Below are 24,268 nucleotides of genomic sequence, written 5' to 3'. Positions count from 1 at the left end.
GTGTGGGACACAGCCCTCATCGGGCTGCCGGACGAGGGCGCAGTACCCGGAACGCGACAAGACTGACCACTGGGGAGTGATCGTCATGTCTTGGATCGTACTCATTGCGTCCGGGGTCCTGGAAGCCGTCTGGGCCACCGCGCTCGGCAAGTCCGAGGGCTTCACGAAGCTCTGGCCGACCGTGACGTTCGCGGGGGCGCTCGTGCTCAGCATGGCAGGCCTCGCCTGGGCCATGCGCGACATCCCGGTGGGCACCGCCTACGCGGTCTGGGTCGGGATCGGCGCAGCGCTCACCGTCGGATACGCCATGACCTTCGGCGGCGAGCAGCTGTCGGTCGTCAAGGTGCTGCTCATCCTCGGGCTCATCGGCTGCGTCATCGGCCTGAAGATCGTGGGCGGCGAGCACTAGCCGCGCTGGTCGGGCACGCACCCCTTCCTCAGGCCAGGTGCACCGCTCCGAGCGCGAGCACCGCGATGAGGAGCCAGGAGACGAGCCCGACGACGAGCGCGCGCCACCCGGTGGTGACGAGCGTGCGGACGCGGATCGCGGCGCCGAGTGCGAAGAGCGCCATCGCCAGCAGTGCGGTCTGCACGCCGTCGGCGACGTTGAGGACGAGCTCGGGCACCGGGAGCAGGGTGCGGACGAGGACCGCGGCGATGAAGCCCGCGACGAACAGCGGGACGATCGGCGGTCGGGCTGCGGTCGCGGTCCCGTCGGCTTCGACCTGAGCACCGGCGCCGGCCGACACCGCCAGGAGTCGGCGGCGCTCGATCGTCGCGGCGGCGGCGACCATGGGGGCGAGGAGCACGACGCGGGTCAGCTTGACGACGACGGCGATCGCGAGTGCGCTCGTGCCGGCGATCTGGGCGGTCGCGACGACCTGACCCACGTCGTGCACGCTCGCCCCCACCCAGTGGCCGAACTGCTCGTCACTGAGCCCGAGTGGGCCGCGGAGTGCCGGGAGGACGAAGATCGCGAGGGTCCCGCAGAGGGTGACGAGCGCGACGGGCGTCGCCTGCTCCTCGTCCTTCGCCTTCACGACGCCGCTCATCGCGCCGATGGCGGAGGCGCCGCAGATGGAGAAGCCCGTGGCGATGAGGAGCGGTTCGGGGCCCGCGAGCCCGAGTCTCCGGCCGAGCCAGAGGGTGACGAAGAAGGTGACGACGACGATCGCGACCGTGGTGGCGAGCGTGACCCACCCCAGGCCGGCGATGTCGACGAGGCTCAGCTTCAGCCCCAGCAGGACGACACCGATCCGCATGAACCGTTTCGCGCTCATGCCGAGTCCCGGCTTCAGGACGCCCGCCGCGAGCCGCTGGAACGCGGGGAGCTGGCCCACCACCATGCCGAGCAGGACGCTCGCGGTCAGCAGCGGGACGACCGGCAGGAGGGTGTGGAGGCCCAGGGCGGCGAGCGCCGCTGCACCGGCGACGAGCACCCCTGGGAGCGCCTTCATCGTCGGCCTCCCGTCACACCCATGACGGCAACCAGGCGTGCAGGTGCCAGAACCAGTAGGGCACGGTGATCGCGGTCCAGAGCGGATACCAGAAGATGCTCAACAGCGTCGTGATGGTCACGAACACCCCGATGACGCCGACGCCGGCGAACCGTCGTTCCTCCGGGTCGTCGCGGGACCCGAGGATCCTCCCGATCGCGAAGACGAGCGCCAGGATGAGGTACGGCTCGAAGACGATCGTGTAGAACTGGAACACCGTCCGGTTCAGGTAGAGCAGCCAGGGCAGGTACCCCGCTGCGACCCCGAGGACGATGAGCCCGACCTGCCACTCGCGGTACCGGACGAGCCGGTAGACGCAGTACCCGAGCGCGACGGCGGCGCCCCACCAGATGAGCGGGTTGCCGATCGAGGTGATCGCGGAGGAGCAGGCGTCCCACGCGCAGCCGTCGGTCCCGGTGGCGGGGGACTGGTAGTACATGCTCGTCGGCCGGATCATGAGCAGCCAGCCGAGCGGGTTCGCGGCGTAGGGGTGCGGGGTGCTGAGGCCGACGTGGAAGCTGTAGGCGCTCTGGTGGTAGTGCAGGAGGCTCTGGAACCAGTGGGGGACCCACGCGAAGGTCCCGGTCCAGGCGTTCCCCACCGCGTCCGCCCACTGGCGGTCGTAACCGCCGGACGTCCTGATCCACCCGGTCCAGCTGGCGAGGTACACGACGGCGGCCACCGGGACGAGGGTCACGAAGGACACGGGGCCCTGCTTGAGGACCGCCGCGCTCGCCCACAGGCTGAGGCCCAGTCGGCGTCGGAGCAGGAGATCCGTGACGATCACGTACACGCCGAACGCGGCGAGGAAGTACAGTCCGTTCCACTTGACCGCGGTGGCCGCGCCGAACGCGACCCCTGCGGCGAGCAGCCATGGCCGCCACCAGAGGACGGGACCCCAGGCCGGATCGGCGCCCCTCGCCCGGGCGGACGCGACCTTCGCCGCCAGGCGTGACGCGTGCCACGACCGGTCCAACAGGATCGCGCCGAATCCCGCGAGCACGAAGAACATCACGAAGTTGTCGAGCAGCGAGACCCGGGCCATGACGATCGCGTGCCCGTCGACCGCGAACAGGAACCCGGCCAGGACGGCGAGGATCGACGAGGTGAACAACCGCTTGGCGATGAGCGTGACGAGCAGGACCGCGAGCGTTCCGGCGATCACGGTGGAGATGCGCCACCCGGTGCTGTCGTCGATGCCGAACACGGCGATGCCGAGCGCGATCAGCCACTTGCCGAGTGGTGGGTGCACGACGTAGGAGGGATTCGTGCTCGGGCTGCCCGCGTCGCCGTTCGCGAAGCCCTCGTCGGCCCCGTCTGGCCAGGTGCTCTCGTAGCCGTTCAGCCACAGCGACCACGAGTCCTTCACGTAGAAGGTCTCGTCGAAGACGAGCGAGTGCGGGTGACCGAGGTTCCAGAACCGCAGCACGAACGCGAGGAGCGTCACGGCGGCCGGGCCGCCCCAGATCCAGAGCTTCCGGCGGCGCTCGGTGCGGAGCATCCGCTCCCACCAGCGGTCGAGGCGGGATCCCGTCACAGGGGCTTCCAGAAGATCGACCGACACCGTCTCATCTAACCACCCCGACCGGATGGGAGACTGGTCCGGTGATCATCCTCGGAGCGACCCCCATCGGCAACCTCGGCGATGCGTCGCCACGACTCCGGGAGGCGCTGGCCGCGGCGGAGGTCATCGTCGCCGAGGACACCCGGACGGCCATCCACCTGCTGCGCGCCCTCGGTGTGGAATCGCGGCCGCGGCTCATCGCCATGCACGACCACAACGAGCGCGAACGCGCGGCCGAGATCGTCGAACTGGCCCGCGAGACCGACGTCCTCGTGCTCAGCGACGCCGGCATGCCGACCGTGTCCGACCCCGGCTTCCACCTCGTCGACGCGGCGGCGGCCGCAGACGTCCAGGTCACCGCGATCCCCGGACCGTCGGCGGTCGTGACGGCGCTCGCCGTGTCCGGCCTCGCGACCGACCGCTTCACCTTCGAGGGGTTCCTCCCGCGGAAGCCGGGCGACCGACGCAGCAGCCTGCGAGCGCTCGCGACCGAGCCGCGCACGATGGTGTTCTTCGAATCGCCCAACCGACTCGCCTCCTCCCTCGAGGACATCGCCTCCGTGCTCGGAGCCGATCGTCGCGTGGCCGTGTGCCGGGAACTCACCAAGCTGTTCGAGGAGGTCAAGCGGGGGACGGCCGCTGAACTGGCCGAATGGGCGTCCGGGGGTGTGAAGGGCGAGATCTGCATCGTCATCGCCGGTGCTGAGGCCGTCGAGGCCGATCCGGCCACCGCGCTCGAGCAGGTACTCGCGCTCGTGGCCTCGGGCACACGCCTGAAGGACGCCTCCAACGAGGTCGCCGAGGCCACCGGCCTCTCGAAGCGCGACCTGTACCAGGCGGCCCTCGCAGCCCGGCCTCCGAAAGCGTCGCCGGACGCGCAGGTGCGTCCCGCGCCGTAACAGGCACGGTGGCCACGCCCGCTCGTCCTAGGATTGACCCCATGGCCGACGGCACCTCGTTCTACATCACCACGCCCATCTTCTACGTCAACGATGCCCCGCACATCGGGCACGCCTACACGGAGGTGGCCGCGGACGTCCTCGCGCGCTGGCACCGTCAGGCCGGCGACCGCACCTGGTTCCTGACCGGGACCGACGAGCACGGCCAGAAGATCCTGCGCACGGCGACCGCGAACGGCGTGACGCCGAAGGAGTGGGCCGACAAGCTCGTGAGCGAGTCCTGGTACCCGCTGCTCGACACGATCGACATCTCGAACGACGACTTCATCCGCACGACGGACGTGCGGCACGAACAGAACGTCCAGCTCTTCCTCCAGCGCCTGTACGACGCCGGCTTCATCTACACCGGTGAGTTCGAGGGGTACTACTGCGTCGGCTGTGAGGAGTACAAGCAGGAGAGCGACCTCGTGCAGGGCACCGGCGAGTACGTCGGGCAGCTCGTGTGCGCGATCCACTCGAAGCCGGTCGAACTGCTCCAGGAGAGCAACTACTTCTTCCGCATGAGCGACTTCGCCGAGCGCCTGCTGGCCCTCTACGAGGAGCGACCGGAGTTCGTGCAGCCGGAGTCGGCGCGCAACGAGGTCATCCAGTTCGTGCGCCAGGGGCTCAAAGACCTGTCCATCTCCCGCTCGACCTTCGACTGGGGCATCAAGGTCCCATGGGACGAGAGCCACGTCGTCTACGTGTGGTTCGACGCCCTGCTCAACTACATCACCGCCGCCGGGTACGGCTCCGACGAGGAGGCGTTCGCCGAGCGCTGGCCCGCCACGCAGATCGTCGGCAAGGACATCCTGCGGTTCCACGCGGTCATCTGGCCGGCCATGCTCATGGCCGCCGGGCTCGAGGTCCCGAAGCGGGTCTTCGGTCACGGCTGGCTGCTGGTCGGCGGCGAGAAGATGTCGAAGTCGAAGCTCACCGGTATCGCACCGAGTGAGATCACCGACACCTTCGGATCCGACGCGTTCCGCTACTACTTCATGCGCGCCATCGCGTTCGGGCAGGACGGTTCGTTCAGCTGGGAGGACCTCTCCGCGCGGTACCAGGCGGAGCTCGCGAACGGCTTCGGCAACCTCGCGTCGCGCGTGCTCGCCATGGTGACGCGGTACTTCGACGGCGTCGTGCCGGCGAGCGGCCCCGCCGGACCGGCCGACGTGGCCATCCAGGAGACGGTCGCCCGGGCTGCTGCGGACGCCGACGCCGCGATCGAGCGCCTCGCCATCCAGGACGCGCTCGCGGCCATCTGGCGGATCGTCGACGAGCTGAACGGCTACATCACCGAGCAGGAGCCGTGGGCACTCGCGAAGGACGAGGCCAAGCGGGAGCGGCTCGGCACTGTGCTCGCCACGGCGGTCGAGGGCCTGCGCGCCCTGTCGGTCCTGCTCCACCCCTTCGTCCCGAAGGCGACCACCAAGCTGTGGTCCGCCCTCGGCGCTGAAGCCGCCCTCGGCGAGCTCGGCGCACAGCGCATCGGCGACGTCGGCACCTGGGGGCAGCTGCCCGCCGGCACCTCGGTTGCAGGGCTCGAGCCCCTGTTCCCGCGGATCGAGGCCGTCGCCGAATGAGCGGGGGCGTCGCGCCGGATCCGGCCGCCACACCGCACCTGCGGCAGCGCGAAGCGGGGGAGCGGAAGCAACTGAGCTACCCCGAGGCACCTGAGGCGCTGCCGGTCGCGGTCTACGACAACCACACGCACCTCGAACACGCCGACGGCGACGCCCCGCTGACCCCGTCCGAGCACTTGGACCGTGCGGCCTCCGTCGGGGTCCGCGGCATCGTGCAGGTCGGCACCGACGTCGAGACCTCGCGCTGGTCGGCGGCGATCGCCGCTCGCGACCCCCGCGTGCTCGCGGCGGTCGCGATCCACCCCAACGACGCACCGGACCTCGACCGCGCGGGCACCCTGGACGAGGCGCTGGCCGAGATCGACCGTCTGGCGGCGGAGCCTCGCGTCCGCGCCGTCGGTGAGACCGGCCTCGACTTCTTCCGCACCGAGGAGGACGGCCGCGCGGCGCAGTTCGCATCGTTCGAAGCGCACATCGCCATCGCGAAGCGCCACGGTGTCGCACTGCAGATCCACGATCGCGACGCCCACGACGAGGTCGTCGAGACGCTCCTCCGAGTGGGCGCTCCGGAACGCACCGTCTTCCACTGTTTCTCGGGCGGCCCGGAGCTCGCCGAGCTGTGCGCCGAGCACGGCTGGTACGCCTCCTTCGCCGGGACGGTCACGTTCAAGAACGCCGCACCGCTGCGTGAGGCGCTCGCGATCATGCCCCGCGAGTTGATCATGGTCGAGACCGACGCGCCCTACCTCACGCCCGCACCGTTCCGCGGTCGGCCGAACGCGCCGTACCTCCTCCCGTACACGGTGCGCGGCATGGCCGAGCACCTGGGTGAGGACGTCGCCGCGTTCGCGACGCAGCTCGCGACGAACACCGAGCGCGTCTACGGCTCCTGGGCCGGCGGAGCGACTGAGCCCGTCACCGAGCCTCGCGCCTGTCGCCCGACGAGGACCGGCTCCCCGATCAGGGATACTGGAGGGATGACCGCCTCCGTCGCCCTGCTCGGCCCCGCCGAGATCCGAGATCTCGCCACCCTGCTGGACGTGACGCCGACGAAGAAGCTCGGTCAGAACTTCGTCATCGACGCGAACACCGTCCGCAAGATCGTGTCTGTCGCGCACGTCGCTCCGGGCGACGTCGTGGTCGAGATCGGCCCCGGCCTCGGCTCGTTGACGCTCGGCCTGCTCGAGGCCGACGCGAGCGTCGTCGCCGTCGAGATCGACGGCCGGCTCGCCAAGCAGCTGCCGCTCACCGTGGGGGAGATGGCACCGGGCATGATCGACCGGTTGTCGGTCGTCCACGAGGACGCGATGCGCATCGAGGAACTCCCGGCGCAGCCCAACCGACTCGTCGCCAACCTGCCGTACAACATCTCCGTGCCCGTCCTCCTGCACTTCCTGGAGCACTTCACCTCGCTGACGGCCGGTGTCGTCATGGTGCAGGCCGAGGTCGGCTACCGACTCGCCGCCGGCCCGGGGAGCAAGGTCTACGGCGCACCGAGCGCGAAGGCCGCCTGGTACGGCGCGTGGCGCATCGCCGGCCAGGTGAGCCGCCAGGTGTTCTGGCCCATTCCGAACGTCGACTCCGTGCTCGTCGGATTCGAGCGACGCGCCGACGTCATCGGCACCGAGGAAGAGCGCATCAAGACCTTCGCGCTCATCGACGCGGCGTTCCAGCAGCGTCGCAAGATGCTCCGGCAGGCACTCGGCAGCGTCCTCGGCAGCTCCCAGGCCGCGACGGAGCAGATGGAGGCCGCCGGAGTGAAGCCGACGGCCCGCGGCGAGGAGCTCACGGTCCACGACTTCCTGTCGATCGTGCGTGCGGGACGATAACGTTGGCGCATGACCGCTGATGCTCGATTCCCGCTGAACGTCCCCGACATCCACCGCCCGTACGCCGCGGCGGACGACCGCTACGCGCGGAACGACTACCGCCAGGTCGGCACCTCGGGGCTCTTCCTCCCGCCGATCTCGCTCGGCCTCTGGTACAACTTCGGCGACAACCGGCCGTTCGACGGGCAGCGCGCGCTCCTGCGCCACGCGTTCGACCACGGCATCACCCACTTCGACCTCGCGAACAACTACGGCCCGCCCTACGGTTCCGCCGAGACGAACTTCGGTCGGATGATGCGCGAGGACTTCGGTCCGTACCGCAACGAGCTCATCATCTCCTCGAAGGCCGGCTACGACTTCTGGCCAGGCCCGTACGGCAACTTCGGTTCGAAGAAGTACCTGACCGCGAGCCTCGACGAGTCGCTCGAACGGATGGGTCTCGACTACGTCGACGTCTTCTACTCGCACCGGGTCGACGAGGTCACGCCCATCGAGGAGACCGTGGCCGCGCTCGACGCGATCGTGCGCTCCGGCAAGGCCCTGTACGTCGGCATCTCGTCGTACTCGGCCGAGCGGACGGCCGCCGCACACGCCGTCGCTCGCGAGCTCGGCACGCCGCTCGTGATCCACCAGCCGTCGTACTCGATCCTCAACCGCTGGGTCGAGGACGGCCTCACCGAGGTGCTGACCGAGACCGGCCTCGGCGCGATCGCGTTCGTGCCGCTCGCGCAGGGGCTGCTCACCGACAAGTACCTCGGCGACGGCCCGGCCGAACGTGCGACGAACCGTCCCTCCCTGCCCGACCGCCAGGTGAGCGAGGAGATGGCGACCCGCCTCCGGTCCCTCAACGACATCGCCGTGGAGCGCGGGCAGACCCTCGCGCAGATGTCGCTCGCCTGGGTCCTGAACAACCCCGCGATCACCTCCGCCCTCATCGGCGCCTCCCGCCCCGAGCAGCTCGACGAGAACCTGGCGGCGCTCGACGGCCCCGCGTTCACGACCGAGGAGCTCGAGGAGATCGACCGACTCGCGGAGGGCGCCGACGTCAACATCTGGGCGGACTCCTCCGACAAGTGACGCGGTCTGAGGCGCCTGCTCGATCGACTAACTTGGAACAATGACCACCGAGGCCATCCTCAAGCACGTCCACGTGCGAGCACCGGGGAAGATCAACGTCTTCCTCAAAGTCGGCGAAGTGATGGACGACGGCTACCACGACGTCGCGACCGCGTACCAGGCGATCTCGCTGTACGAGGACGTGCACGCGTATCCGGCCGACGACTTCAGTGTGTCGTTCTCCGGCTCGGTGGACGTGTCGGGTGTGCCGACCGACACGAGCAACCTCGCCATCCGCGCCGCGAAGGCCCTCGCGAGGCGGACCGGGTACCGCGGCGGTGTCCGGCTCGAGATCGAGAAGCACGTCCCGGTCGCCGGCGGGATGGGCGGCGGCTCAGCCGACGCCGCGGCCACGCTGCTCGCCTGTGACGCCCTGTGGGGGACCGAACGCAGCCGCGACGACCTCCTGGCGCTGGCGGCACGCCTCGGCGCCGACGTGCCCTTCGCCCTGCTCGGCGGCACCGCTGTCGGCACCGGCCGCGGCGACCAACTGAGCAGTGCGTTGGCCAAGGGGCAGTTCGAGTGGGTGCTCGCCCTCGCCGACTTCGGCATGTCGACCCCGCAGGTCTACCAGGAGCTCGACGCCCACCGGGCGCGGCACATCCTCGACATCTCTCCGTCCGGTCGCCAGCCGACGGTCGACGCCGCGGTGCTCCAGGCGTTGCGGGCGGGCGACGCCCACCTCCTCGGAGAGGTCCTCTACAACGACCTGCAGGCCGCTGCGCTGCAGCTGCGCCCGGTGCTGGGCGAGGTGCTCGAGTTCGGCGACTCCCAGGGCGCCCTCGGCAGCCTCGTCTCCGGCTCCGGGCCGACGATCGCCTTCCTGGCTGCCGACACCGACGACGCCGTCGAACTGCAGGTGACGCTCGCCTCGTCCGGGCTGAAGGTCATCCGTGCCCACGGACCGGTCCACGGCGCCCGTATCGTCTCGCAGAGCTGAGACGCGGCCCGCACGACACGAAGCAGCCCCGGTCGGAGATCCGACCGGGGCTGCTGTGCGAGGTGGCGCGGTTCAGGCCGCGACGCCGCGCACGCGGAGCGAGTTCTCGATGATCGTGAGCCCCTCCATGCCGGGGAGCTTGGCGATGTGCCCGTCGATGCGGCGCACCTCGGCCAGGCCGTCCTCGTCGCCGAAGAGGTGGCCCATCACGTGCGTGACCTCGGAGTCGGGCATGACGCCCGAGCCGACGGGGCCCCACACCTTGCGGAGCAGGAAGCGGGTGAGTCGACGTGCGCTCTTCGACGACTCCAGGCGCGCCTTGGCCTGGCTCGCGTAGAACGCCACGTGACGCGTCTCCTGCTTCGCGATCCGCTTGAGGAGCACTGAGAGCACCGGGTGCCGCTCCAACTGCGCGAGGCGGGTGTACGCGGCGGTCGCGGACCACTCGTTCGCCGCGCCCCAGCTCATGTGCACCGCGATGAAGTCGGTGCCAACGAGGTTGCCGAGGATCGACTGCTTGATGGGGTCGAGGCGGTCCTTCCAGCCGAGCTTCAGGCGCGTCGCCTTGAGCTCGTCGAAGTCGACCGTGATGTCGTGGGCGGCGAGGACGGCGGCGAGCGCCTCCCCGTGCCAGAACTCCTCACGGTTCCACATCGTCATGAACGCGCCGACCTCGTCGTCCTCGTGGGACGGCGTCATGAGCATGTCGCGCAGGTAGCAGACCGTGTGGTACTCGATGTCGCACATGTAGCGCAGGCTGCGCAGGGTGGAAGCGGGGAGCGGGTTCGTCTTGAACTCGTCGAAGTCGAGGTCGCTCCAGTTCACCGAGACACTCGTCTCGGTGAACTTGTCGATGTCAAACGCCATGTGCGGTGGGGCGGTCGGGGATCGTGTCCTCGGCCGTCCGCTCTCCTCTCGGCTGTGCGGGGCGCGGTGCGCGGGTCAGTTCGTCTTCGGAGCGGACGCCTCCGGTGGTTCGTGCCCATTCTCGCACCGTCCACCGGCCGGCCTGCGCCAGCTTGTACAGGGTGTGGTCGGGGTTGACGGCGACCGGGTTCCCGACCAGCTGCAGCCAGGCGGCGTCCGCATGGGAGTCGCCGTAGCCGTAGGAGTGCGCGAGGTCCATGCCGTGCTGCTCGGCGTACTGCGTGAGCCAGGCGCCGCGCGCTTCGTCGACGAGCGGCGGGCTGTCGAGGTAACCCGTGAGGCGTCCGTTCTCGGCGTGCATCGCCCCGGCCACGACCTCGTCGAAGAACGGCTCGAGCGGAGCCGTCATGAGGTCGATGGTGCCGGTGACGAGGATCGTCCGGTGACCGGCCGCCCGGTGCGCGGCGATCTGCTCGAGCGCCTGGGGGAGGAGGCGGGACCGGACGGCCTTGCCGAAGCCGCCCCGGACGATCTTCTCGAGCTGCGCCACGTCGACGCCCTCGTAGCGACGCATGAACGTGCGGATGAACTCACCGCGGTCGCGGAGTTCAGCACCGATGTACCCCGGCATGGACGCGCCGAGCGCGGCGATCTCGATGGGCCAGCGCGACCGCGAGGTCGCGGCGAGCCGCAGCCAGAGGTACTGCTCGATGAGGTTCCAGGCGAGCACCGTGCCCTCGAGGTCGAACACCGCGAGGACGTCGTCGCGCACGGGCAGGATCTTCTGCTGCTTCGCGGCGCCCGCCTTGCGGTTGGCGAAGGCGCGGGTCAGGGTCGTGACGGCGGGGAAGTGGATGCGCTGGAAGTAGTCGTCCCAGTCGATCGTGGTGACGTCGAACCCGCGGTCCGCCTGCTGCTCGGGCGTCAGCGAGGCGTGCAGGGCACGGGTGCGCTGGTCGTCGAAGACGATCTCGCTCTGCACGTAGGAGCGGTAGAGCCCGGTGAAGTCGCGGAGCGAGCCGAGGTCGCTCGACGCCTTGCGGATCCGGTCCTGCCACCCGCGGGTGGTCGCGTTGGCCGGCAGGTGGGAGACGACCCGGCCGGCCGCCGTCGTCGCCTTCTGCCGCCGGTCGATGGAGCGCTCGATCGCGCGCCCGCCGGGGAAGTTCCAGGTCGGCACACTGATGTCACCGGCGTCCGCCGGGATCGGGTGCTCCGTGAAGTAGCTGTGCACGTTCGCGTACATCTTGTGGAACGGCAGCGGGTTGCTGGCTCCGGAGCTCACGTGGAAGTAGCGCGCCGCAGCCGGCTCCGGCGGGGTCTGGGCCGCTGCGAGGATCGCGTTGACGACGAAGTCGACGGGGATGATGTCGAGCACGCTGTCGGGGAGGCCCGGGAAGTCGGGCAGCTGTCCGCGCCCGTAGGCGATGATCAGCGGGTCGGCGACCTTGTAGCCGTCGATCCAGCCGGGGAACGGGTGCGCGAGTGCACTCTCGATGATCGACGGGCGCACGACGGAGAGTCGGTTTCCCTCGCCGGCCCAGCGCTGTTCGGCGACCCGCTCGGCCATCGCCTTCGTGAAGGTGTAGACGTCGGTCCAGCCGAGGCTCTCGGCGCGTGCACGGCCGTGGGCGACGAGTCGGGCGTCGACCCAGGCGATGCGTGCGGCCTCGGCGGCGTTCGAGACGGCCTGGGGGCCGGCCTTGCCGTGCTCGCGACGGGCGGTCTGCATGAGCTTGCGCAGGACCTCCGGACGACGGGACGACTCCTCGGTGCGGACGCGTGCCGAGCGGGCTGCCTCGGCCTCGACGCGCCAGTCGACGTCGTGCGCGAGGCTGCGTTCCGGCTGGATGCCCTTCCGCGTGCCGCCGACGTAGGCGGTGGAGACGTGGACGACGTGCGGGGTCGCGCCGCTCTTCGCGAGCGCCGCGTACAGGGTGGTGGCGCCGCCGACGTTCGTGGCGAAGGCCTCGTCGATCGGCGGGTCGAAGGAGACGGTCGACGCGCTGTGAATGACGACGTCGAGGTCGGCCGGCAGCGCCATCTCGTCGAGGCCACCCTCGATCACGCTGACGCGTTCGGCCACGATCGCCGCAGCGGCTTGAGCGCCGACGCGTTCGCGCCAGGCCTTGAACACCGGCTTGCGGAGCAGGGTCTGGAGACGGTCGCTCCCGCGGACCGACCCCTTCTTCCGGATGAGCAGGCTGACGCGCGTGGTCGGGTGATCGGCGAGCAGGCGCTCGAGCACCGCCTGCCCGAGGAAGCCGGTGCCACCGGTGACGAGCACGTGCGCGCCGTCGAGGGCATCCGGGGCGATGGTGGGTTGCTCGGTGGCGGGCTGCTGAGCCTCCGGCTCCTGGGCGTCGGGCTGTTCGGCGTCTGGCGTGGGGGTGTCGGTCATCGGTTCTCCTCGAGGCTGCCGCGGCGTCCGCGGCGGGCAAGTCTGGCGGCGAGATGGAGGCCCGACTGACCGGGCAGCGCGTCGATCGACGCGTCGATGCCGAGGACGGCGGGGTCGCTCCAGGTGGCGGTGCTGCGGAACACGAGCGCGGCGAACCGCGCCGTCTGTCGGGGGCCGTTCGCATCGGAGCCGGTGGGCCACACGGCGTTCCGGATGCGGCGACGGGTGATGCCCTGTGCACGGGGCGACGCGGCGAGGCGGTCACTCGCCTGAGCGGTGAAGAACTCGAGGTGCCTGGCCTTCGTCTCGAGGATCTCGTCGACGAGGCGGTCGAGCACGGGGTGCGGCTCGCGCTCGCGCACCGCACGGTAGGCCGCGTGGGTGATGAGGTCGTCGATCGTCCCGATCGTCATGTGCCAGGCGATGATGTCCTCGCCGAGCACGTTCGCGATGAGGGCCTGGCCGATGGGCGCGAAGCGATCGCGCACACCGTGGACGGTGCGGCGGAGACCCGTCGAACGCGTCTTGTCGCGCGGGGTCCCGTTCGCCTTGAGCACGGTGTCGAGGGTGTCGGTGATCCAGTACTTCTCGTACGCCCAGGTGATCAGGAACGCGGTGACCCTGGCGTCCTTGTGGGTGGGGGTGACGAGCACCCCGCGGAGGTACTGCATCGTCGCGCGCTCGATGTCCGACAGGGCGCGGAGCAGAGCGACCGTCTCAGCACTCAGCGGCGTCTCGGAGAAGGCCGCGGCGTCGATCTCCTTGCGACGACTGCCGACGGCGGACTTCGCGTAGTCGCGGACGCTGAACCCGTGGGCAGGCCGCAGCATGGCGCTCTCCTGCTCCGCGTCCTCGAGGGCCGCGGGTGCTGTTCCGCGCGGCGAATCCCGGTTCACCATGGCGTCTCCGTTCCGTGACGATCCGACCTCATCACTGTAGCTTGCAACGATACGCAACGCGTAGCGTATTCTGATCCCCATGGCTACAGCTCTCGTCACCGGTGGGACGTCCGGCATCGGTGCCGCGTTCGCCACGGCGCTCGCCGGACGGGGCTTCGACCTGGTGCTCGTCGCCCGTGACGTCGGGCGGCTCGAGCGATCGGCCGAGCGGCTGCGCGCGACCGGTCGCACCGTCGAGGTGATCAGTGCCGACCTCTCGGACCGCGCCGACGTCGCGAGACTCGCCGCACGGATCGAGGATCAGGCGTCGCCGATCGAGGTCGTCGTGAACAACGCCGGGTTCGGTGTGCACGCCCGCCTCACCGATCCCGACACGAGCGAGCTCGACACCGCGATCGAGGTCATGTGCCGGAGCGTCGCCACGCTTTCGGGCGCCGCGGCCCGCGCCATGCGGGAACGCGGACGCGGCACCATCATCAACGTCTCGAGCACGGCGGGGTACATCACCACCGGCGGCTACTCGGCGGTGAAGGCGTTCGTCACCACCTACACCGAGGCGCTCGCGGTCGAGCTCGCCGGCTCGGGTGTCCGCGTCACGGCGCTCTGCCCCGGATGGGTCCGCACCGAGTTCCACGATCGCGCCGGCATCAGCACCCGCTCCATCCCGTCGGGTCTGTGGATCGATGTGGACCGGCTGGTCGCCGACGCCCTCCGCGACGCCGGGAGAGGGGTCGTCGTCTCCATCCCGAGCTTCCGCTTCAAGGCCCTCATGGCCCTCGTCAAGTTCGCGCCCCGTGCGTCCATCCGGTGGATCTCCGGCCGGATGTCCTCGAGCCGTCGAGCCGCCAACGCCGCCCAGTCAGGAGCCCACCGATGACCGCAGAGCCGCGGTTCACCTCCTCCCTCCACGCCAACGCGCGGTTCGTCGCCCAGCGTCTGCTGTTGAAGCCGCTCGTCTGGTCGCTGACCCGCGTGACGGTGACGGGTCGCGAGCGCCTGTCGGGCGTGACCGGTCCGTACATCGTCGTCGCCAACCACCAGTCGCACCTCGATGCACCGCTTGTCGTCGGGGCGATGCCGCGTCGACTGTCGCGCTATCTCGCCGCCGGTGTCGCCGCCGACTACTTCTTCGACGTCCCCGCCCGCCGCATCTTCGCCGCCCTCTTCTTCAACGCGTTCCCGGTCGACCGCTCGGGTGACCGCAAGCGTGCAGGCGTGTCACGGGAGCTGCTCGAGAGCGGCGTCCCGATCCTCATCTTCCCCGAGGGCGGCCGATCGCGGACGGGTGAGCTCGGCCGGTTCAAGCCCGGTGCCGCGGCACTCGCCACGCGCCAGGGCATCCCCTGCCTCCCGGTGGCCGTCCTCGGCACCCACTCCGCCATGCCGAAGGGTCGCAACTGGCCCGTCCCCGGACGACCGCCGGTGCGCGTCGTCTTCGGGCAACCGATCCACCCGCAGCCGAACGAGACGCCCGTCCAGCTCATGGACCGCGTCGTCGCCGAGATCGTCGCGCTGCGCGCTTCGGTCGAGCCGGGAGCACACGTTTCGATCGACACACCACGAAAGGAAGCCGGATGACGTCTGTGGAGCACATGAAGTGGTGGGGCTGGGGAGTCGAAGGGGTCGCTTTCGAGCACAGCAACAAGCCGGACTTCGCGCCGTTCGTGAAGCAGGCCGTCGGTCTCGACCTCCGGAAGCCGGCGCAGGCACACCTCAGCTTCGACGAGCTCACCGTCCCAGCATCGCGCGCGTCCGACGAGTTCATCGCCGAGCTCTCGACGCTCGTCGGTCAGGGGCACGTGACCACGGACGACCAGGAACGCGTCGTCCACACCTACGGCAAGAGCATCCGCGACCTGCTCCGGATCCGCGCGAACGACCTGCCCCGCACGCCCGACCTCGTGGTGTACCCGGCTGACGAGGCCGAGGTCGCGTCGGTCGTCGCTGCAGCCGTCGCCGCAGACGCCGTGATCATCCCGTTCGGCGGTGGCACCAACATCGCCGGCTCGCTCGACCCGCAGCCGACGGAGGAGCGGGTCATCATCTCGCTCGACCTCGGCCGGCTCGACCGCGTCCTGTCGATCGACGAGGGCTCCGGTCTCGCCACCATCCAGGCCGGCGCGCAGGGCCCTTCGATCGAGGAGCAGCTGGGCGCCAAGGGCTGGACGATGGGCCACTTCCCCGACAGCTTCACGCACTCCACGCTCGGCGGCTGGGTCGCGACCCGCTCCTCGGGCATGCAGTCCGACAAGTACGGCGACATCGCCGACATCACCAAGGGCCTGCGGATGGTCCGCCCGAACGGCATCGTGGCGATCCGCCCCGTCCCGAGCGCGTCGACCGGACCGAGCGTCCGCGAGATGATCATCGGCAGCGAGGGTCGACTCGGCATCATCACCGAGGTCACCGTGCAGGTCCACCGGACGCCGGCCGTCCGCGAGGTCCTCGGCTACTTCTTCCCCACCTGGGAGGCAGGGCTCGCGGCGATGCACGAGATCGCGGAGAGCGACGCCAGCCCCTCGGTCACCCGGGTGTCGAACGCCCGGGAGAGTGGCTTCTCGCTCGCGACCCGGAAGGCCAGCACCGGCGTCTCGGCGCAGGTCACCAAGGGCCTCATGAAGGTGCTCACGGCCAGGGGCTGGGACCTCGAGCAGCTGTGCCTCTCCTTCATCGGCTACGAGGGCAGCGCGTCCCACGTGCGGTACGAGAAGGGCCTCGTCGGCTCGATCGTCCGGAAGCACGGCGGCATCGGCGTCGGCAAGGGCCCCGGCGCCCTCTACGACCAGAAGAAGTTCGACACCCCGTACCTGCGCGACTTCCTCCTCGACCGCGGAGCCGCGGCGGACGTCTCGGAGACCGCAGCGCCCTGGTCGCGCCTGCAGGAGGTCTACGACGCCGCGAACGACGCCGCCAACGCCGCGTACGACAAGCTCGGGGTGCACGGGTGGATCATGTGCCACCTCTCGCACTCGTACCACTCCGGTGCGTGCCTGTACTTCACCTTCGCGTTCATCACCGGCGACGACCCGATCGGCGAGTACGAGCAGGTCAAGTCGGCGATCCAGCAGGCCTTCGTCGACCACGGTGGCACGCTCTCGCACCACCACGCGGTCGGTGTCGAGCACTCGCCGTGGATGGAGCAGGACATCTCGACCGAGGGCGTCGCGATCATGCGCGGCCTCTTCGACAGTGCTGACCCCGGCTCGAACTTCAACCCCGGCAAGATCCTCGCGGACTGAGCCGTTCCTCCGGTCCCCGAGTCGTTTCCGGTCCCTGAGCCGTTCCTCCGGTCCCTGAGCCGTTCCTCCGGTCCCTGAGCCTGTCGAAGGGCGGGCTCAGGGCCGGAGCCGACCCGAGCGCGCCGCCGTCGCGGGTAGTCGGACGATGAGCGCACCGGGGTCGACGGTCAGCCTGGCCGCCGAGACCAGGCCGATGCCGTCGCCGTCCGCCTGGAACTCGGCGGGCGGTGAGACCGTCACGTCGATGCGTCGCACCCGCAGGTAGCGGAGCGCCCCTCCGGCGGAGCCGGCCGTCTCGACGGCACTCGGCTGCACGCGGCGGCCCCGTGCCCGTCTGCCCTTGGAGAACCGGGCGACGGGGTTGTTCGCGCGGTGCAGCCAGCGCGTGACCCGCACGCCGTCCCACCCCTCGAGGGACCGCACCATGAGGACGTCGAGTACACCGTCGTCGAGGAGTGCGTCGGGGAGGACGTCGAGGCCCGCCGAGACGGTGCCGCAGTTGCCGACGAACATCGTGTGCGTCCGTCCGCTCCGGATCGGTCCGCCGTCCTCCTTCCAGGAGACGCGAGGGCGGTCGCGGCGGAAGAGCCCGCGGATGATCGGGACGACGTAGGCGATCCAGCCGAAGCGGCGCTTGAGGACGGGGTCGGCGTAGGCCACCATGTCCGCGTCGACGCCGAAGCCCGACATGACGAGGAACGGGGTGCTGCGCCGGACGCCGTCGGGGTTCCGATATTCGATGACCCCGACGTCGACGCTCCGGTCCTCCCCGGTGAACGCGGCCCGCACCGCCGTGGCCGTGTCGATCGGGATCCCGGCGTTCCGGGCGAAGAGGTTCGCGGTGCCGACGGGGACGACGGCGAACGGCGTCCGGGTGTGACGCATCGCCCCGGCCACCTCGCGGACCGTCCCGTCGCCGCCGGCGGCGATCACGAGCGACGCGCCGTCTCCGAGCGCCTCCGCGACCTGGTCGACCGCGGTCGACCGCTCGCGGGTCGGGATCCAGCTCGTCGGGCCCCAGCCGGCCTCGGCGGCCGCGGCGTCGACGAGCCTCGTCACGCGCTCGAGCTGGATGCGCGTCGGGTTGTAGATCACCGCAGCGTGCGGCGGGTTGCTGCCTCGCGTCATGCGGCCAGCGCCGGCCAGAGGACGGACAGGACCTGGTCCGCCCAGTCGTCGTCCATGTCGGCGCCGCGCACGAGCTGTCCGAGGACCGCGCCGAGGAGGAGGGTCGCGACGAGGCGGCCGTCGAGTCCGGGCTTCAGATCGCCGGTCGAGATCCGTTCGTCGACCAGGTTGGACAGCGCGCGCGCCCGGTTCCTCGTGAGGTCGCGGAGCAGCGTCGAGAACTCGGGGTCGTCCTGGAGCAGGATCGACGCGATCGTGCCCCGGCCCACCACGTCCTCGATCATCGCCCGGGCTTCGTGGAGCAGCCAGGTGAAGGTGTCGTAGGTCGAGAGGTTCTCGGGGATCTCGACCGGCGTCTCCATGGCGCGGGCGACGGCCGCCGTGAGCAGCTCGGAGCGGTTGCGGTACCGCCGGTAGATCGTCGTCTTCGCCACGCCGGTGGTCTCCGCGACCGCCTCGATGTTGACGGCGACCGAGCCGCGCGAGCGCATGAGGTCGAGCGCTGCGTCGAGGATGCGGTCGCTCATCTGCTGAGCGCGGGAGACGCGTCGGGAGACGGGCACCGACCAACCTCCTTCGCGCGACGCCGGAGTCCGGTCGGATCGGTCCATTGCGCTACGCCCACCGTAGCGCAACGGGATGGGTGCGCATAGGGAGGGCCCCGGTGACGGTGTGGTCGTCAGTCCCAGCGGGGGTCGTCGGGGTCGGGGGAGTCCTCGCCGTCGGCGTCGGTCATGATCGTCGCCCCGTCGATCCAGGCCGTCAGAGCGTCACCGTGCAGCTGCTCAGGGGCGGGAGCGCCGAAGAGCTGCGGGTGCGTCACGGCCGCGAGCGGTGCGTCGCTCGCGAAGACGACGACGTTGCCGAGCGGCCCCTCGTCGTCGACCGGATCGAAGTCGAGGACGACGGCGACATGCGCGAACACCGTCCGCAGGGTCGCCGCCTGGCGTCGCGAGTAGTCGAAGGGGCTGCCGTCGAGGAGGTTCACCGCGATCACGCCGTCGTCCGCGGACCGCGCTGCCACTCGGCGGTAGAACTCGAGGCTCGCGACCCGACGGTGTATCACCGCGGCGTCCCAGAGGTCGACGACGGTCACCTTCGCGTCCCGCCACGCCGTGACGTCCGCGTCGGTGGTGGCGGCTTCGTCGATCGGCTCGTCCGCGACGGCCCTGGCGTCGCCGAAGCGGACCTCGACCCGATGGCCGTCCGGGAGCGGGAGCGCCTCCAGCATCCCGGCGTACAGCTCCGGCTCGAACTCGACGACGAGCTGCGACGATCCCGGACGCGTCGCCTGGACGTAGCGGGGGAGCGTCAGCGCTCCGGCTCCGAGGTGGACGACGAAGAGCTCCTCGCCCGCCGGCGCCTCGGCGTCGATCACGCGCGCGATGTGCCGGATGTACGGGTACTCGAGCAAGCGGGGGTCCGCGAGGGAGACCACCGACTGCGGGATGTCGTCGACGCTGAGCTCGTAGCGCAGCGTCCGCTTGTCGAGGAGGGCGATCCGGGCGTCGCGACGGCCGAACGGCAGCCGGCGGGAACGGGAGAACAGAGGCACCCGTGCAGCCTACGGTGCACGGGCGGTGGTCGACGCCCGGGCCCGGTATCGTTGACCGGATATGGCACACCTTCTCGGCGCTGAAGCGCTCCACCTCGAGTACCCGACCAAGGTCGTCTTCGACGGCATCACGATCGGGGTGAACGAGGGCGACCGCATCGGCATCGTCGGCCGCAACGGCGACGGCAAGTCCACGCTCCTCGGCCTCCTCGCCGGCCGCAAGGAGCCCGATTCCGGCCGCGTGACGGTGCGCAACGGCGTCACGGTCGGCGTGCTCGACCAGTCCGACACCCTCGACCACGACAAGACCGTCGGGCAGACCATCGTCGGCGGCTTCGACGAGCACGAGTGGGCTGGCGACCCGAAGGTCCGCGACGTCATCTCCGGCCTCGCCTCCGACATCGCCTGGGACGCCCTCGTCGCCGACCTCAGCGGTGGTCAGCGCCGCCGGGTCGCGCTCGCGGCCCTGCTCGTGGGCGACCACGACATCCTCTTCCTCGACGAGCCCACGAACCACCTCGACGTCGAGGGCATCACCTGGCTCGCGCAGCACCTCAACCGTCGCTGGTCGAAGAACTCCGGCGGCCTGCTCGTCGTGACCCACGACCGGTGGTTCCTCGACGCCATCTGCACGGCCACGTGGGAGGTGCACGACCGCATCGTCGAGCCCTTCGAGGGTGGGTACGCGGCGTACGTCCTGCAGCGCGTCGAGCGCGACCGCTCCGCCGCGGTCTCCGAGGCCAAGCGCCAGAACCTCATGAAGAAGGAGCTCGCCTGGCTGCGCCGTGGCGCTCCCGCCCGCACGGCCAAGCCGAAGTTCCGCATCGAGGCCGCCAACGCGCTCATCGCCGACGAGCCGCCCGTGCGCAACGCGGTCGAGCTGGCCGGCATGGCGACCGCCCGCCTGGGCAAGGACGTCGTCGACATCCTCGACGTCACCGTGTCCTACGGCGACCGGACGGTCATCAAGGACGTCGAGTGGCGCATCGCCCCGGGCGAGCGCACCGGCATCCTCGGCGTGAACGGCGCCGGCAAGTCCACCCTCCTCGGGCTCGTCACGGGCGAGGTCGAAGCGACCGAGGGTCGCGTCAAGCGCGGCAAGACCGTGCAGGTCGCGACGCTCACGCAGCAGCTCGACGAGCTCGCCGAGTACGAGCAGGACCGCGTGAGCGACGTCATCGGGCGCAAGCGCACGAGCTACGTCGCCGGCGGCAAGGAGATGACGCCGGGACAGCTGCTCGAGCGCCTCGGCTTCACGAGCGCGCAGCTGTCGACGCCGGTGAAGGACCTCTCGGGTGGCCAGCGCCGCCGCCTGCAGCTTCTGCTCATCCTCCTCGACGAGCCGAACGTCCTCGTGCTCGACGAACCGACCAACGACCTCGACACCGACATGCTCGCCGCCATGGAGGACCTCCTCGACTCGTGGCCGGGCACCCTGCTCGTCGTCTCGCACGACCGGTACTTCCTCGAGCGCGTGACCGACCAGCAGTACGCGATCATGGACGGCCACTTCCGGCACCTGCCCGGCGGTATCGACCAGTACCTGGAGCTCAACGCCGGGACGGCCGGCAGCCGCTCGCAGGAGCACGACCGCCCGACGGCCTCCGGCGGTGGCCCGACCAAGAAGACGCCGAAGCTGAGCGGTGCGGAGCTCCGGAACGCGCAGCAGGAGATCAAGGCGATCGACCGCAAGCTCCACAAGCTCAACGGTCAGATCGAGCAGGCGCACGAGAAGGTCGCGGTCCACGACCAGAACGACTTCGCCGGGATCACCGCGCTCGGCGCGAAGATCCAGGCCATGTACGGCGAGATCGCCGACCTCGAGGTCCGCTGGTTGGAGCTCTCCGAGCTCGTCGAGTAGTCCACTCGCGGCGGCCGGACCACCTCGATCGTCGCTCTGTTCCGAAGTGTTACGCACCGGTTCGTCATCCCTGCTAGGCCGACGTACCGTCGAATCAGCGTCCACCGGCGCGCACCACCCGAAAGAGGAATCACAGCAATGACCTTCTCGAAGAAGCTTCTGGCCGGACTGGCCATCATCCCCGCCATCGCGCTCCTCGCCGGATGCGCCGGCGGCTCAGGCGCAGGCGCCGCCGCTGAAGACAAGGGCACCGAGGCGAACCCCGTCAAGATCGGCGTCGTCGGCGCGAGCGATCCCTACTGGGAGACGTACAAGGAGGCCGCCGAGAAGGAGGGCATCTTCGTCGACATCGTCGACTTCGGCGAGTACACGCAGCCGAACCCGGCGCTCACCGAGGGCGAGATCGACCTCAACCAGTTCCAGCACATCGTCTACCTCGCGCAGTACAACGAGGCCTCGGGTGAGGACCTCACGCCGATCGGCTCGACGGCGATCTACCCCCTCGGCCTCTACTCGACCAAGGTCGACAGCGTCAAGGACATCAAGAAGGGCGACACGATCGCCATCCCGAACGACGAGAGCAACCAGGCTCGTGCGCTCCTCGTCCTGCAGTCCGCAGGCCTGCTGGAGCTGAAGGACGGCGGCAACATCTTCTCGACGCCGGACGACATCATCGCCGACAAGTCGAAGGTCACCGTCACCTCGCTCGAGGCATCGCTGACGCCGACCTCGCTGCCTGACGTCACCGGCGCGATCATCAACAACGACTTCATCAACGACTCCGGTCTCAAAGCGTCCGACGCGATCGCCGAGGACGACCCGTCCGACCCGAACGCGCTGCCGTACGTGAACATCTTCGCCGCGAAGGCCGCCGACGCCGACAACGAGACGTACGCGAAGCTCGTGAAGATCTACCAGGACACGAAGTCCGTCGTCGACGGCGTCGTGGAGAACTCCGGTGGAACCGCGGTTCCGCTGAAGACCCCGGTCAAGGACCTCGTGAAGTCGCTCGAGACCGTCCAGAAGGACATCAAGGCCAAGGGCTGATCCGACGTTCAGAGCGTTCCTGTGGGAGGCTGTCATCCGCTTCCACAGGAACGCTTCGTCGTTTCACCGCCTCCTGATCACCCGACACACCGAGGACACCCCCATGCCACTCGTCAGCCTCCGAGACGTCGCGAAGCGGTACCCGTCTCCGCAGAAGGGCGCCGCGCCGATCGCCGCGATCGACGGCGTCGACCTCGACATCGAGGCCGGTGACGTCTTCGGGATCATCGGCTACTCGGGAGCCGGCAAATCGACCCTCGTCCGCCTCATCAACGCGCTCGAGCCCGCGACGTCGGGGAGCATCGTCGTCGACGGCACCGAGGTGACGACGCTCTCGGAGCGCGGTCTCCGCGACCTCCGCCTCGGCATCGGGATGATCTTCCAGCAGTTCAACCTCTTCAATTCCAAGTCGGTGCGGAAGAACATCGCCTACCCGCTCGAGGTGGCCGGACGTCCCCGCGCGGAGATCCGCACCCGGGTCGATGAGCTGCTGAAGTTCGTCGGGCTGTCCGACAAGGCCGACAACTACCCCGACCAGCTCTCCGGCGGCCAGAAGCAGCGCGTCGGCATCGCTCGCGCGCTCGCGACCTCGCCCCGGATCCTGCTCGCGGATGAGGCGACGAGCGCCCTCGACCCCGAGACCACGCAGGAGGTCCTGGCGCTGCTCAAGCAGGTGAACCGCGACCTCGGCGTGACCATCGTCGTGATCACCCACGAGATGGAGGTGATCCAGTCGCTCGCGACGAAGGTCGCCGTCATGGAGCGTGGCAAGGTCATCGAGCAGGGCGACGTCTTCGAGGTGTTCTCCGACCCGCAGCACGCCGCATCCAAGCGCTTCGTGTCGACGGTCATCAAGGGCGTCCCGTCGCCGGCCGAGCTGGCGGTGCTCAAGGAACGACACGTCGGGCGCATCGTCACCCTGTCCTTCCGCGACGGCGACGCGTCGCAGGCGGGCGTCTTCCTCACGCTCGCGCAGGCGGGCGTCGACTTCGAGCTCGTCTACGGCGGGATCAACGACATCCAGGGTCGCGCGTTCGGCCACCTGACCCTCGCCCTCCGCGGCGACGACCAGACGATCGACGGGGCGCTGACCGCCATCGGATCCCAGGCAACCGTGACGGAGGTGCGCTGACATGGATGCACTGATCGATCTGCTCCCGAAGCTCGGCGACGCGACCGTCGAGACCCTCTACCTCGTCTCCTTCAGCCTGCTCTTCGGTGGGATCGCTGGACTCGTCGTCGGCACCGGCCTCTACGTGACGCGGCCCGGCAACCTGTACTCGCACCCGGTGCTCTACGGTGTGCTCAACGTGATCGTGAACATCTTCCGGCCGATCCCGTTCATCATCTTCCTGGCCGCCGCCCAGCCGCTCTCACGACTCGTGATCGGCACCGGCATCGGTGCGAACGCGTTCATCTTCATCATCTCCCTGGCGGCGACCTTCGGCATCAGCCGGATCGTCGAGCAGAACCTGCTGACCGTCTCGCCCGGCGTCATCGAAGCTTCGCGTGCCGCGGGTGCGAGCCGGCTCCGGACGTTGCTGAGCATCGTCCTCCCGGAGGCGCTCGGTCCGCTGATCCTCGGCTACACCTTCGTGTTCGTGGTGATCGTCGACATGTCGGCGGTCGCGGGCTTCATCGGCGGCGGTGGGCTCGGTGCCTTCGCGATCCAGTACGGCTTCCGCCAGTTCGAGCCGGTCGTCACGTGGGCCGCGGTGATCATCATCATCCTGCTCGTGCAGCTCATCCAGTTCTTCGGCAACTGGCTGGCCCGGAAGATCCTCCGCCGCTGACCGGTCCCTGAG

The 24,268-nt window shown here is 69.8% G+C and carries 21 protein-coding genes, 1 pseudogene and 1 riboswitch; of the genes and pseudogenes, 14 read left to right on the top strand and 8 right to left on the bottom strand.

The genetic code is table 11. The features are described from left to right. The first annotated feature begins 7 nt into the window (after nucleotides 1-7). A riboswitch (guanidine-III (ykkC-III) riboswitch) is annotated at nucleotides 8-71 on the top strand. A gap of 14 nt (nucleotides 72-85) precedes the next feature. Next, a complete protein-coding gene (locus ACQ3HE_RS04780; protein ID WP_079003866.1) occupies nucleotides 86-409 on the top strand; it encodes a DMT family transporter in 324 nt (107 codons plus the stop codon). Nucleotides 410-437: 28 nt separating this feature from the next. Here ACQ3HE_RS04780 and ACQ3HE_RS04775 read toward each other — a convergent pair whose 3' ends face one another. Together ACQ3HE_RS04775 and ACQ3HE_RS04770 are read right to left on the bottom strand one after the other, a co-directional pair. Beyond that, entirely contained in the window at nucleotides 438-1,457 is a 1,020-nt protein-coding gene (locus ACQ3HE_RS04775; RefSeq protein WP_430891517.1) for a YeiH family protein, read from the bottom strand. A 13-nt stretch (nucleotides 1,458-1,470) separates the two neighbouring features. After that, nucleotides 1,471-3,033: a dolichyl-phosphate-mannose--protein mannosyltransferase gene (locus tag ACQ3HE_RS04770; protein ID WP_430891515.1), complete on the bottom strand. Its 1,563-nt coding sequence runs from the start codon at nucleotides 3,031-3,033 to the stop codon at nucleotides 1,471-1,473. A 68-nt stretch (nucleotides 3,034-3,101) separates the two neighbouring features. Between ACQ3HE_RS04770 and rsmI the strand changes: the two genes are divergently transcribed. From rsmI to ACQ3HE_RS04740, 6 genes and pseudogenes are all read left to right on the top strand, one after another. Beyond that, entirely contained in the window at nucleotides 3,102-3,959 is an 858-nt protein-coding gene (rsmI, locus tag ACQ3HE_RS04765; protein WP_124768941.1) for a 16S rRNA (cytidine(1402)-2'-O)-methyltransferase, read from the top strand. Between the two features lie 41 nt (nucleotides 3,960-4,000). Next, nucleotides 4,001-5,581: a methionine--tRNA ligase gene (gene metG, locus ACQ3HE_RS04760; RefSeq protein WP_430891513.1), complete on the top strand. Its 1,581-nt coding sequence runs from the start codon at nucleotides 4,001-4,003 to the stop codon at nucleotides 5,579-5,581. Next, nucleotides 5,578-6,507: pseudogene (locus tag ACQ3HE_RS04755) on the top strand (TatD family hydrolase); the annotation flags it as partial. The gene metG and the pseudogene ACQ3HE_RS04755, both read left to right, overlap by 4 nt. A 51-nt stretch (nucleotides 6,508-6,558) precedes the next feature. Next, a complete protein-coding gene (gene rsmA, locus ACQ3HE_RS04750; protein WP_124768943.1) occupies nucleotides 6,559-7,410 on the top strand; it encodes a 16S rRNA (adenine(1518)-N(6)/adenine(1519)-N(6))-dimethyltransferase RsmA in 852 nt (283 codons plus the stop codon). A 9-nt stretch (nucleotides 7,411-7,419) separates the two neighbouring features. Next, nucleotides 7,420-8,487 carry an L-glyceraldehyde 3-phosphate reductase gene (gene mgrA / locus ACQ3HE_RS04745; protein ID WP_430891511.1) on the top strand — a complete coding sequence of 356 codons (1,068 nt, stop codon included), beginning with the start codon at nucleotides 7,420-7,422 and terminating at the stop codon, nucleotides 8,485-8,487. A 40-nt stretch (nucleotides 8,488-8,527) separates the two neighbouring features. Next, complete coding sequence (locus ACQ3HE_RS04740; protein ID WP_064296493.1) at nucleotides 8,528-9,466, top strand: 4-(cytidine 5'-diphospho)-2-C-methyl-D-erythritol kinase; 939 nt, start codon at nucleotides 8,528-8,530, stop codon at nucleotides 9,464-9,466. Nucleotides 9,467-9,538: 72 nt separating this feature from the next. Here ACQ3HE_RS04740 and ACQ3HE_RS04735 read toward each other — a convergent pair whose 3' ends face one another. From ACQ3HE_RS04735 to ACQ3HE_RS04725, 3 genes are read right to left on the bottom strand one after another with little or no spacing between them, the layout of a single operon-like run. Further along, nucleotides 9,539-10,333: a ferritin family protein gene (locus tag ACQ3HE_RS04735; RefSeq protein ID WP_079705450.1), complete on the bottom strand. Its 795-nt coding sequence runs from the start codon at nucleotides 10,331-10,333 to the stop codon at nucleotides 9,539-9,541. Continuing rightward, entirely contained in the window at nucleotides 10,323-12,734 is a 2,412-nt protein-coding gene (locus ACQ3HE_RS04730; protein ID WP_430891509.1) for an SDR family oxidoreductase, read from the bottom strand. The genes ACQ3HE_RS04735 and ACQ3HE_RS04730 overlap by 11 nt, the downstream gene beginning before the upstream one ends. Continuing rightward, complete coding sequence (locus ACQ3HE_RS04725) at nucleotides 12,731-13,633, bottom strand: hypothetical protein (RefSeq protein ID WP_430891507.1); 903 nt, start codon at nucleotides 13,631-13,633, stop codon at nucleotides 12,731-12,733. Before ACQ3HE_RS04725 ends, ACQ3HE_RS04730 begins: the two co-directional genes overlap by 4 nt. A 79-nt stretch (nucleotides 13,634-13,712) precedes the next feature. Between ACQ3HE_RS04725 and ACQ3HE_RS04720 the strand changes: the two genes are divergently transcribed. Genes ACQ3HE_RS04720 through ACQ3HE_RS04710 form a run of 3 tightly spaced genes read left to right on the top strand, consistent with a single transcriptional unit; the run spans nucleotide 13,713 to nucleotide 16,872 of the window. Beyond that, nucleotides 13,713-14,510 carry an SDR family NAD(P)-dependent oxidoreductase gene (locus tag ACQ3HE_RS04720; protein WP_159878143.1) on the top strand — a complete coding sequence of 266 codons (798 nt, stop codon included), beginning with the start codon at nucleotides 13,713-13,715 and terminating at the stop codon, nucleotides 14,508-14,510. Then, nucleotides 14,507-15,211, top strand: coding sequence for a lysophospholipid acyltransferase family protein (locus ACQ3HE_RS04715; protein WP_079705454.1), 705 nt, complete (start codon nucleotides 14,507-14,509; stop codon nucleotides 15,209-15,211). The genes ACQ3HE_RS04720 and ACQ3HE_RS04715 overlap by 4 nt, the downstream gene beginning before the upstream one ends. Next, nucleotides 15,208-16,872 carry an FAD-binding oxidoreductase gene (locus ACQ3HE_RS04710; protein WP_079705455.1) on the top strand — a complete coding sequence of 555 codons (1,665 nt, stop codon included), beginning with the start codon at nucleotides 15,208-15,210 and terminating at the stop codon, nucleotides 16,870-16,872. The genes ACQ3HE_RS04715 and ACQ3HE_RS04710 overlap by 4 nt, the downstream gene beginning before the upstream one ends. A gap of 96 nt (nucleotides 16,873-16,968) precedes the next feature. On the opposite strand, the gene ACQ3HE_RS04705 is transcribed toward ACQ3HE_RS04710, so the two are convergent. The 3 genes from ACQ3HE_RS04705 to ACQ3HE_RS04695 form a co-directional block, all read right to left on the bottom strand. Continuing rightward, nucleotides 16,969-18,000, bottom strand: coding sequence for a diacylglycerol/lipid kinase family protein (locus ACQ3HE_RS04705; protein WP_430891505.1), 1,032 nt, complete (start codon nucleotides 17,998-18,000; stop codon nucleotides 16,969-16,971). Continuing rightward, nucleotides 17,997-18,563 carry a TetR/AcrR family transcriptional regulator gene (locus tag ACQ3HE_RS04700; RefSeq protein WP_161578540.1) on the bottom strand — a complete coding sequence of 189 codons (567 nt, stop codon included), beginning with the start codon at nucleotides 18,561-18,563 and terminating at the stop codon, nucleotides 17,997-17,999. Before ACQ3HE_RS04700 ends, ACQ3HE_RS04705 begins: the two co-directional genes overlap by 4 nt. A 116-nt stretch (nucleotides 18,564-18,679) precedes the next feature. After that, nucleotides 18,680-19,555 (bottom strand): spermidine synthase, encoded by an 876-nt coding sequence (locus ACQ3HE_RS04695; protein WP_430891503.1) that lies wholly within the window; start codon nucleotides 19,553-19,555, stop codon nucleotides 18,680-18,682. A gap of 61 nt (nucleotides 19,556-19,616) precedes the next feature. On the opposite strand from ACQ3HE_RS04695, the gene ACQ3HE_RS04690 reads away from it, so the two are divergent. The 4 genes from ACQ3HE_RS04690 to ACQ3HE_RS04675 all read left to right on the top strand — a co-directional run bounded on the left by ACQ3HE_RS04690 (nucleotide 19,617) and on the right by ACQ3HE_RS04675 (nucleotide 24,256). Next, nucleotides 19,617-21,416 carry an ABC-F family ATP-binding cassette domain-containing protein gene (locus tag ACQ3HE_RS04690; RefSeq protein WP_194644317.1) on the top strand — a complete coding sequence of 600 codons (1,800 nt, stop codon included), beginning with the start codon at nucleotides 19,617-19,619 and terminating at the stop codon, nucleotides 21,414-21,416. A gap of 138 nt (nucleotides 21,417-21,554) precedes the next feature. Further along, nucleotides 21,555-22,463 carry a MetQ/NlpA family ABC transporter substrate-binding protein gene (locus ACQ3HE_RS04685; RefSeq protein WP_124768953.1) on the top strand — a complete coding sequence of 303 codons (909 nt, stop codon included), beginning with the start codon at nucleotides 21,555-21,557 and terminating at the stop codon, nucleotides 22,461-22,463. A 103-nt stretch (nucleotides 22,464-22,566) separates the two neighbouring features. Beyond that, nucleotides 22,567-23,595, top strand: a complete 1,029-nt coding sequence (locus ACQ3HE_RS04680; RefSeq protein WP_079705461.1) for a methionine ABC transporter ATP-binding protein — start codon at nucleotides 22,567-22,569, stop codon at nucleotides 23,593-23,595. 1 nt (nucleotide 23,596) lies between these two features. Then, nucleotides 23,597-24,256 carry a methionine ABC transporter permease gene (locus ACQ3HE_RS04675; protein ID WP_064296483.1) on the top strand — a complete coding sequence of 220 codons (660 nt, stop codon included), beginning with the start codon at nucleotides 23,597-23,599 and terminating at the stop codon, nucleotides 24,254-24,256. The last annotated feature ends 12 nt before the right edge of the window (nucleotides 24,257-24,268 follow it).

The organism is Plantibacter auratus, from assembly GCF_050587365.1.
Taxonomy (GTDB): Bacteria; Actinomycetota; Actinomycetes; order Actinomycetales; family Microbacteriaceae; genus Plantibacter; species Plantibacter auratus.
The sequence above is the reverse complement of the archived record's forward strand: the minus strand, read 5'-3'. Positions and strand labels throughout refer to the sequence as shown.

Excerpts from the sequence above, each read along its gene's own strand:
- ACQ3HE_RS04780 (WP_079003866.1), top strand. The coding sequence starts at position 86 with ATGTCTTGGATCGTACTCATTGCGTCCGGGGTCCTGGAAGCCGTCTGG.
- ACQ3HE_RS04775 (WP_430891517.1), bottom strand. The coding sequence starts at position 1,457 with ATGAAGGCGCTCCCAGGGGTGCTCGTCGCCGGTGCAGCGGCGCTCGCC.
- metG (WP_430891513.1), top strand. The coding sequence starts at position 4,001 with ATGGCCGACGGCACCTCGTTCTACATCACCACGCCCATCTTCTACGTC.
- rsmA (WP_124768943.1), top strand. The coding sequence starts at position 6,559 with ATGACCGCCTCCGTCGCCCTGCTCGGCCCCGCCGAGATCCGAGATCTC.
- mgrA (WP_430891511.1), top strand. The coding sequence starts at position 7,420 with ATGACCGCTGATGCTCGATTCCCGCTGAACGTCCCCGACATCCACCGC.
- ACQ3HE_RS04740 (WP_064296493.1), top strand. The coding sequence starts at position 8,528 with ATGACCACCGAGGCCATCCTCAAGCACGTCCACGTGCGAGCACCGGGG.
- ACQ3HE_RS04735 (WP_079705450.1), bottom strand. The coding sequence starts at position 10,333 with ATGGCGTTTGACATCGACAAGTTCACCGAGACGAGTGTCTCGGTGAAC.
- ACQ3HE_RS04730 (WP_430891509.1), bottom strand. The coding sequence starts at position 12,734 with ATGACCGACACCCCCACGCCAGACGCCGAACAGCCCGACGCCCAGGAG.
- ACQ3HE_RS04725 (WP_430891507.1), bottom strand. The coding sequence starts at position 13,633 with ATGGTGAACCGGGATTCGCCGCGCGGAACAGCACCCGCGGCCCTCGAG.
- ACQ3HE_RS04720 (WP_159878143.1), top strand. The coding sequence starts at position 13,713 with ATGGCTACAGCTCTCGTCACCGGTGGGACGTCCGGCATCGGTGCCGCG.
- ACQ3HE_RS04715 (WP_079705454.1), top strand. The coding sequence starts at position 14,507 with ATGACCGCAGAGCCGCGGTTCACCTCCTCCCTCCACGCCAACGCGCGG.
- ACQ3HE_RS04710 (WP_079705455.1), top strand. The coding sequence starts at position 15,208 with ATGACGTCTGTGGAGCACATGAAGTGGTGGGGCTGGGGAGTCGAAGGG.
- ACQ3HE_RS04705 (WP_430891505.1), bottom strand. The coding sequence starts at position 18,000 with ATGACGCGAGGCAGCAACCCGCCGCACGCTGCGGTGATCTACAACCCG.
- ACQ3HE_RS04690 (WP_194644317.1), top strand. The coding sequence starts at position 19,617 with ATGGCACACCTTCTCGGCGCTGAAGCGCTCCACCTCGAGTACCCGACC.
- ACQ3HE_RS04685 (WP_124768953.1), top strand. The coding sequence starts at position 21,555 with ATGACCTTCTCGAAGAAGCTTCTGGCCGGACTGGCCATCATCCCCGCC.
- ACQ3HE_RS04680 (WP_079705461.1), top strand. The coding sequence starts at position 22,567 with ATGCCACTCGTCAGCCTCCGAGACGTCGCGAAGCGGTACCCGTCTCCG.
- ACQ3HE_RS04675 (WP_064296483.1), top strand. The coding sequence starts at position 23,597 with ATGGATGCACTGATCGATCTGCTCCCGAAGCTCGGCGACGCGACCGTC.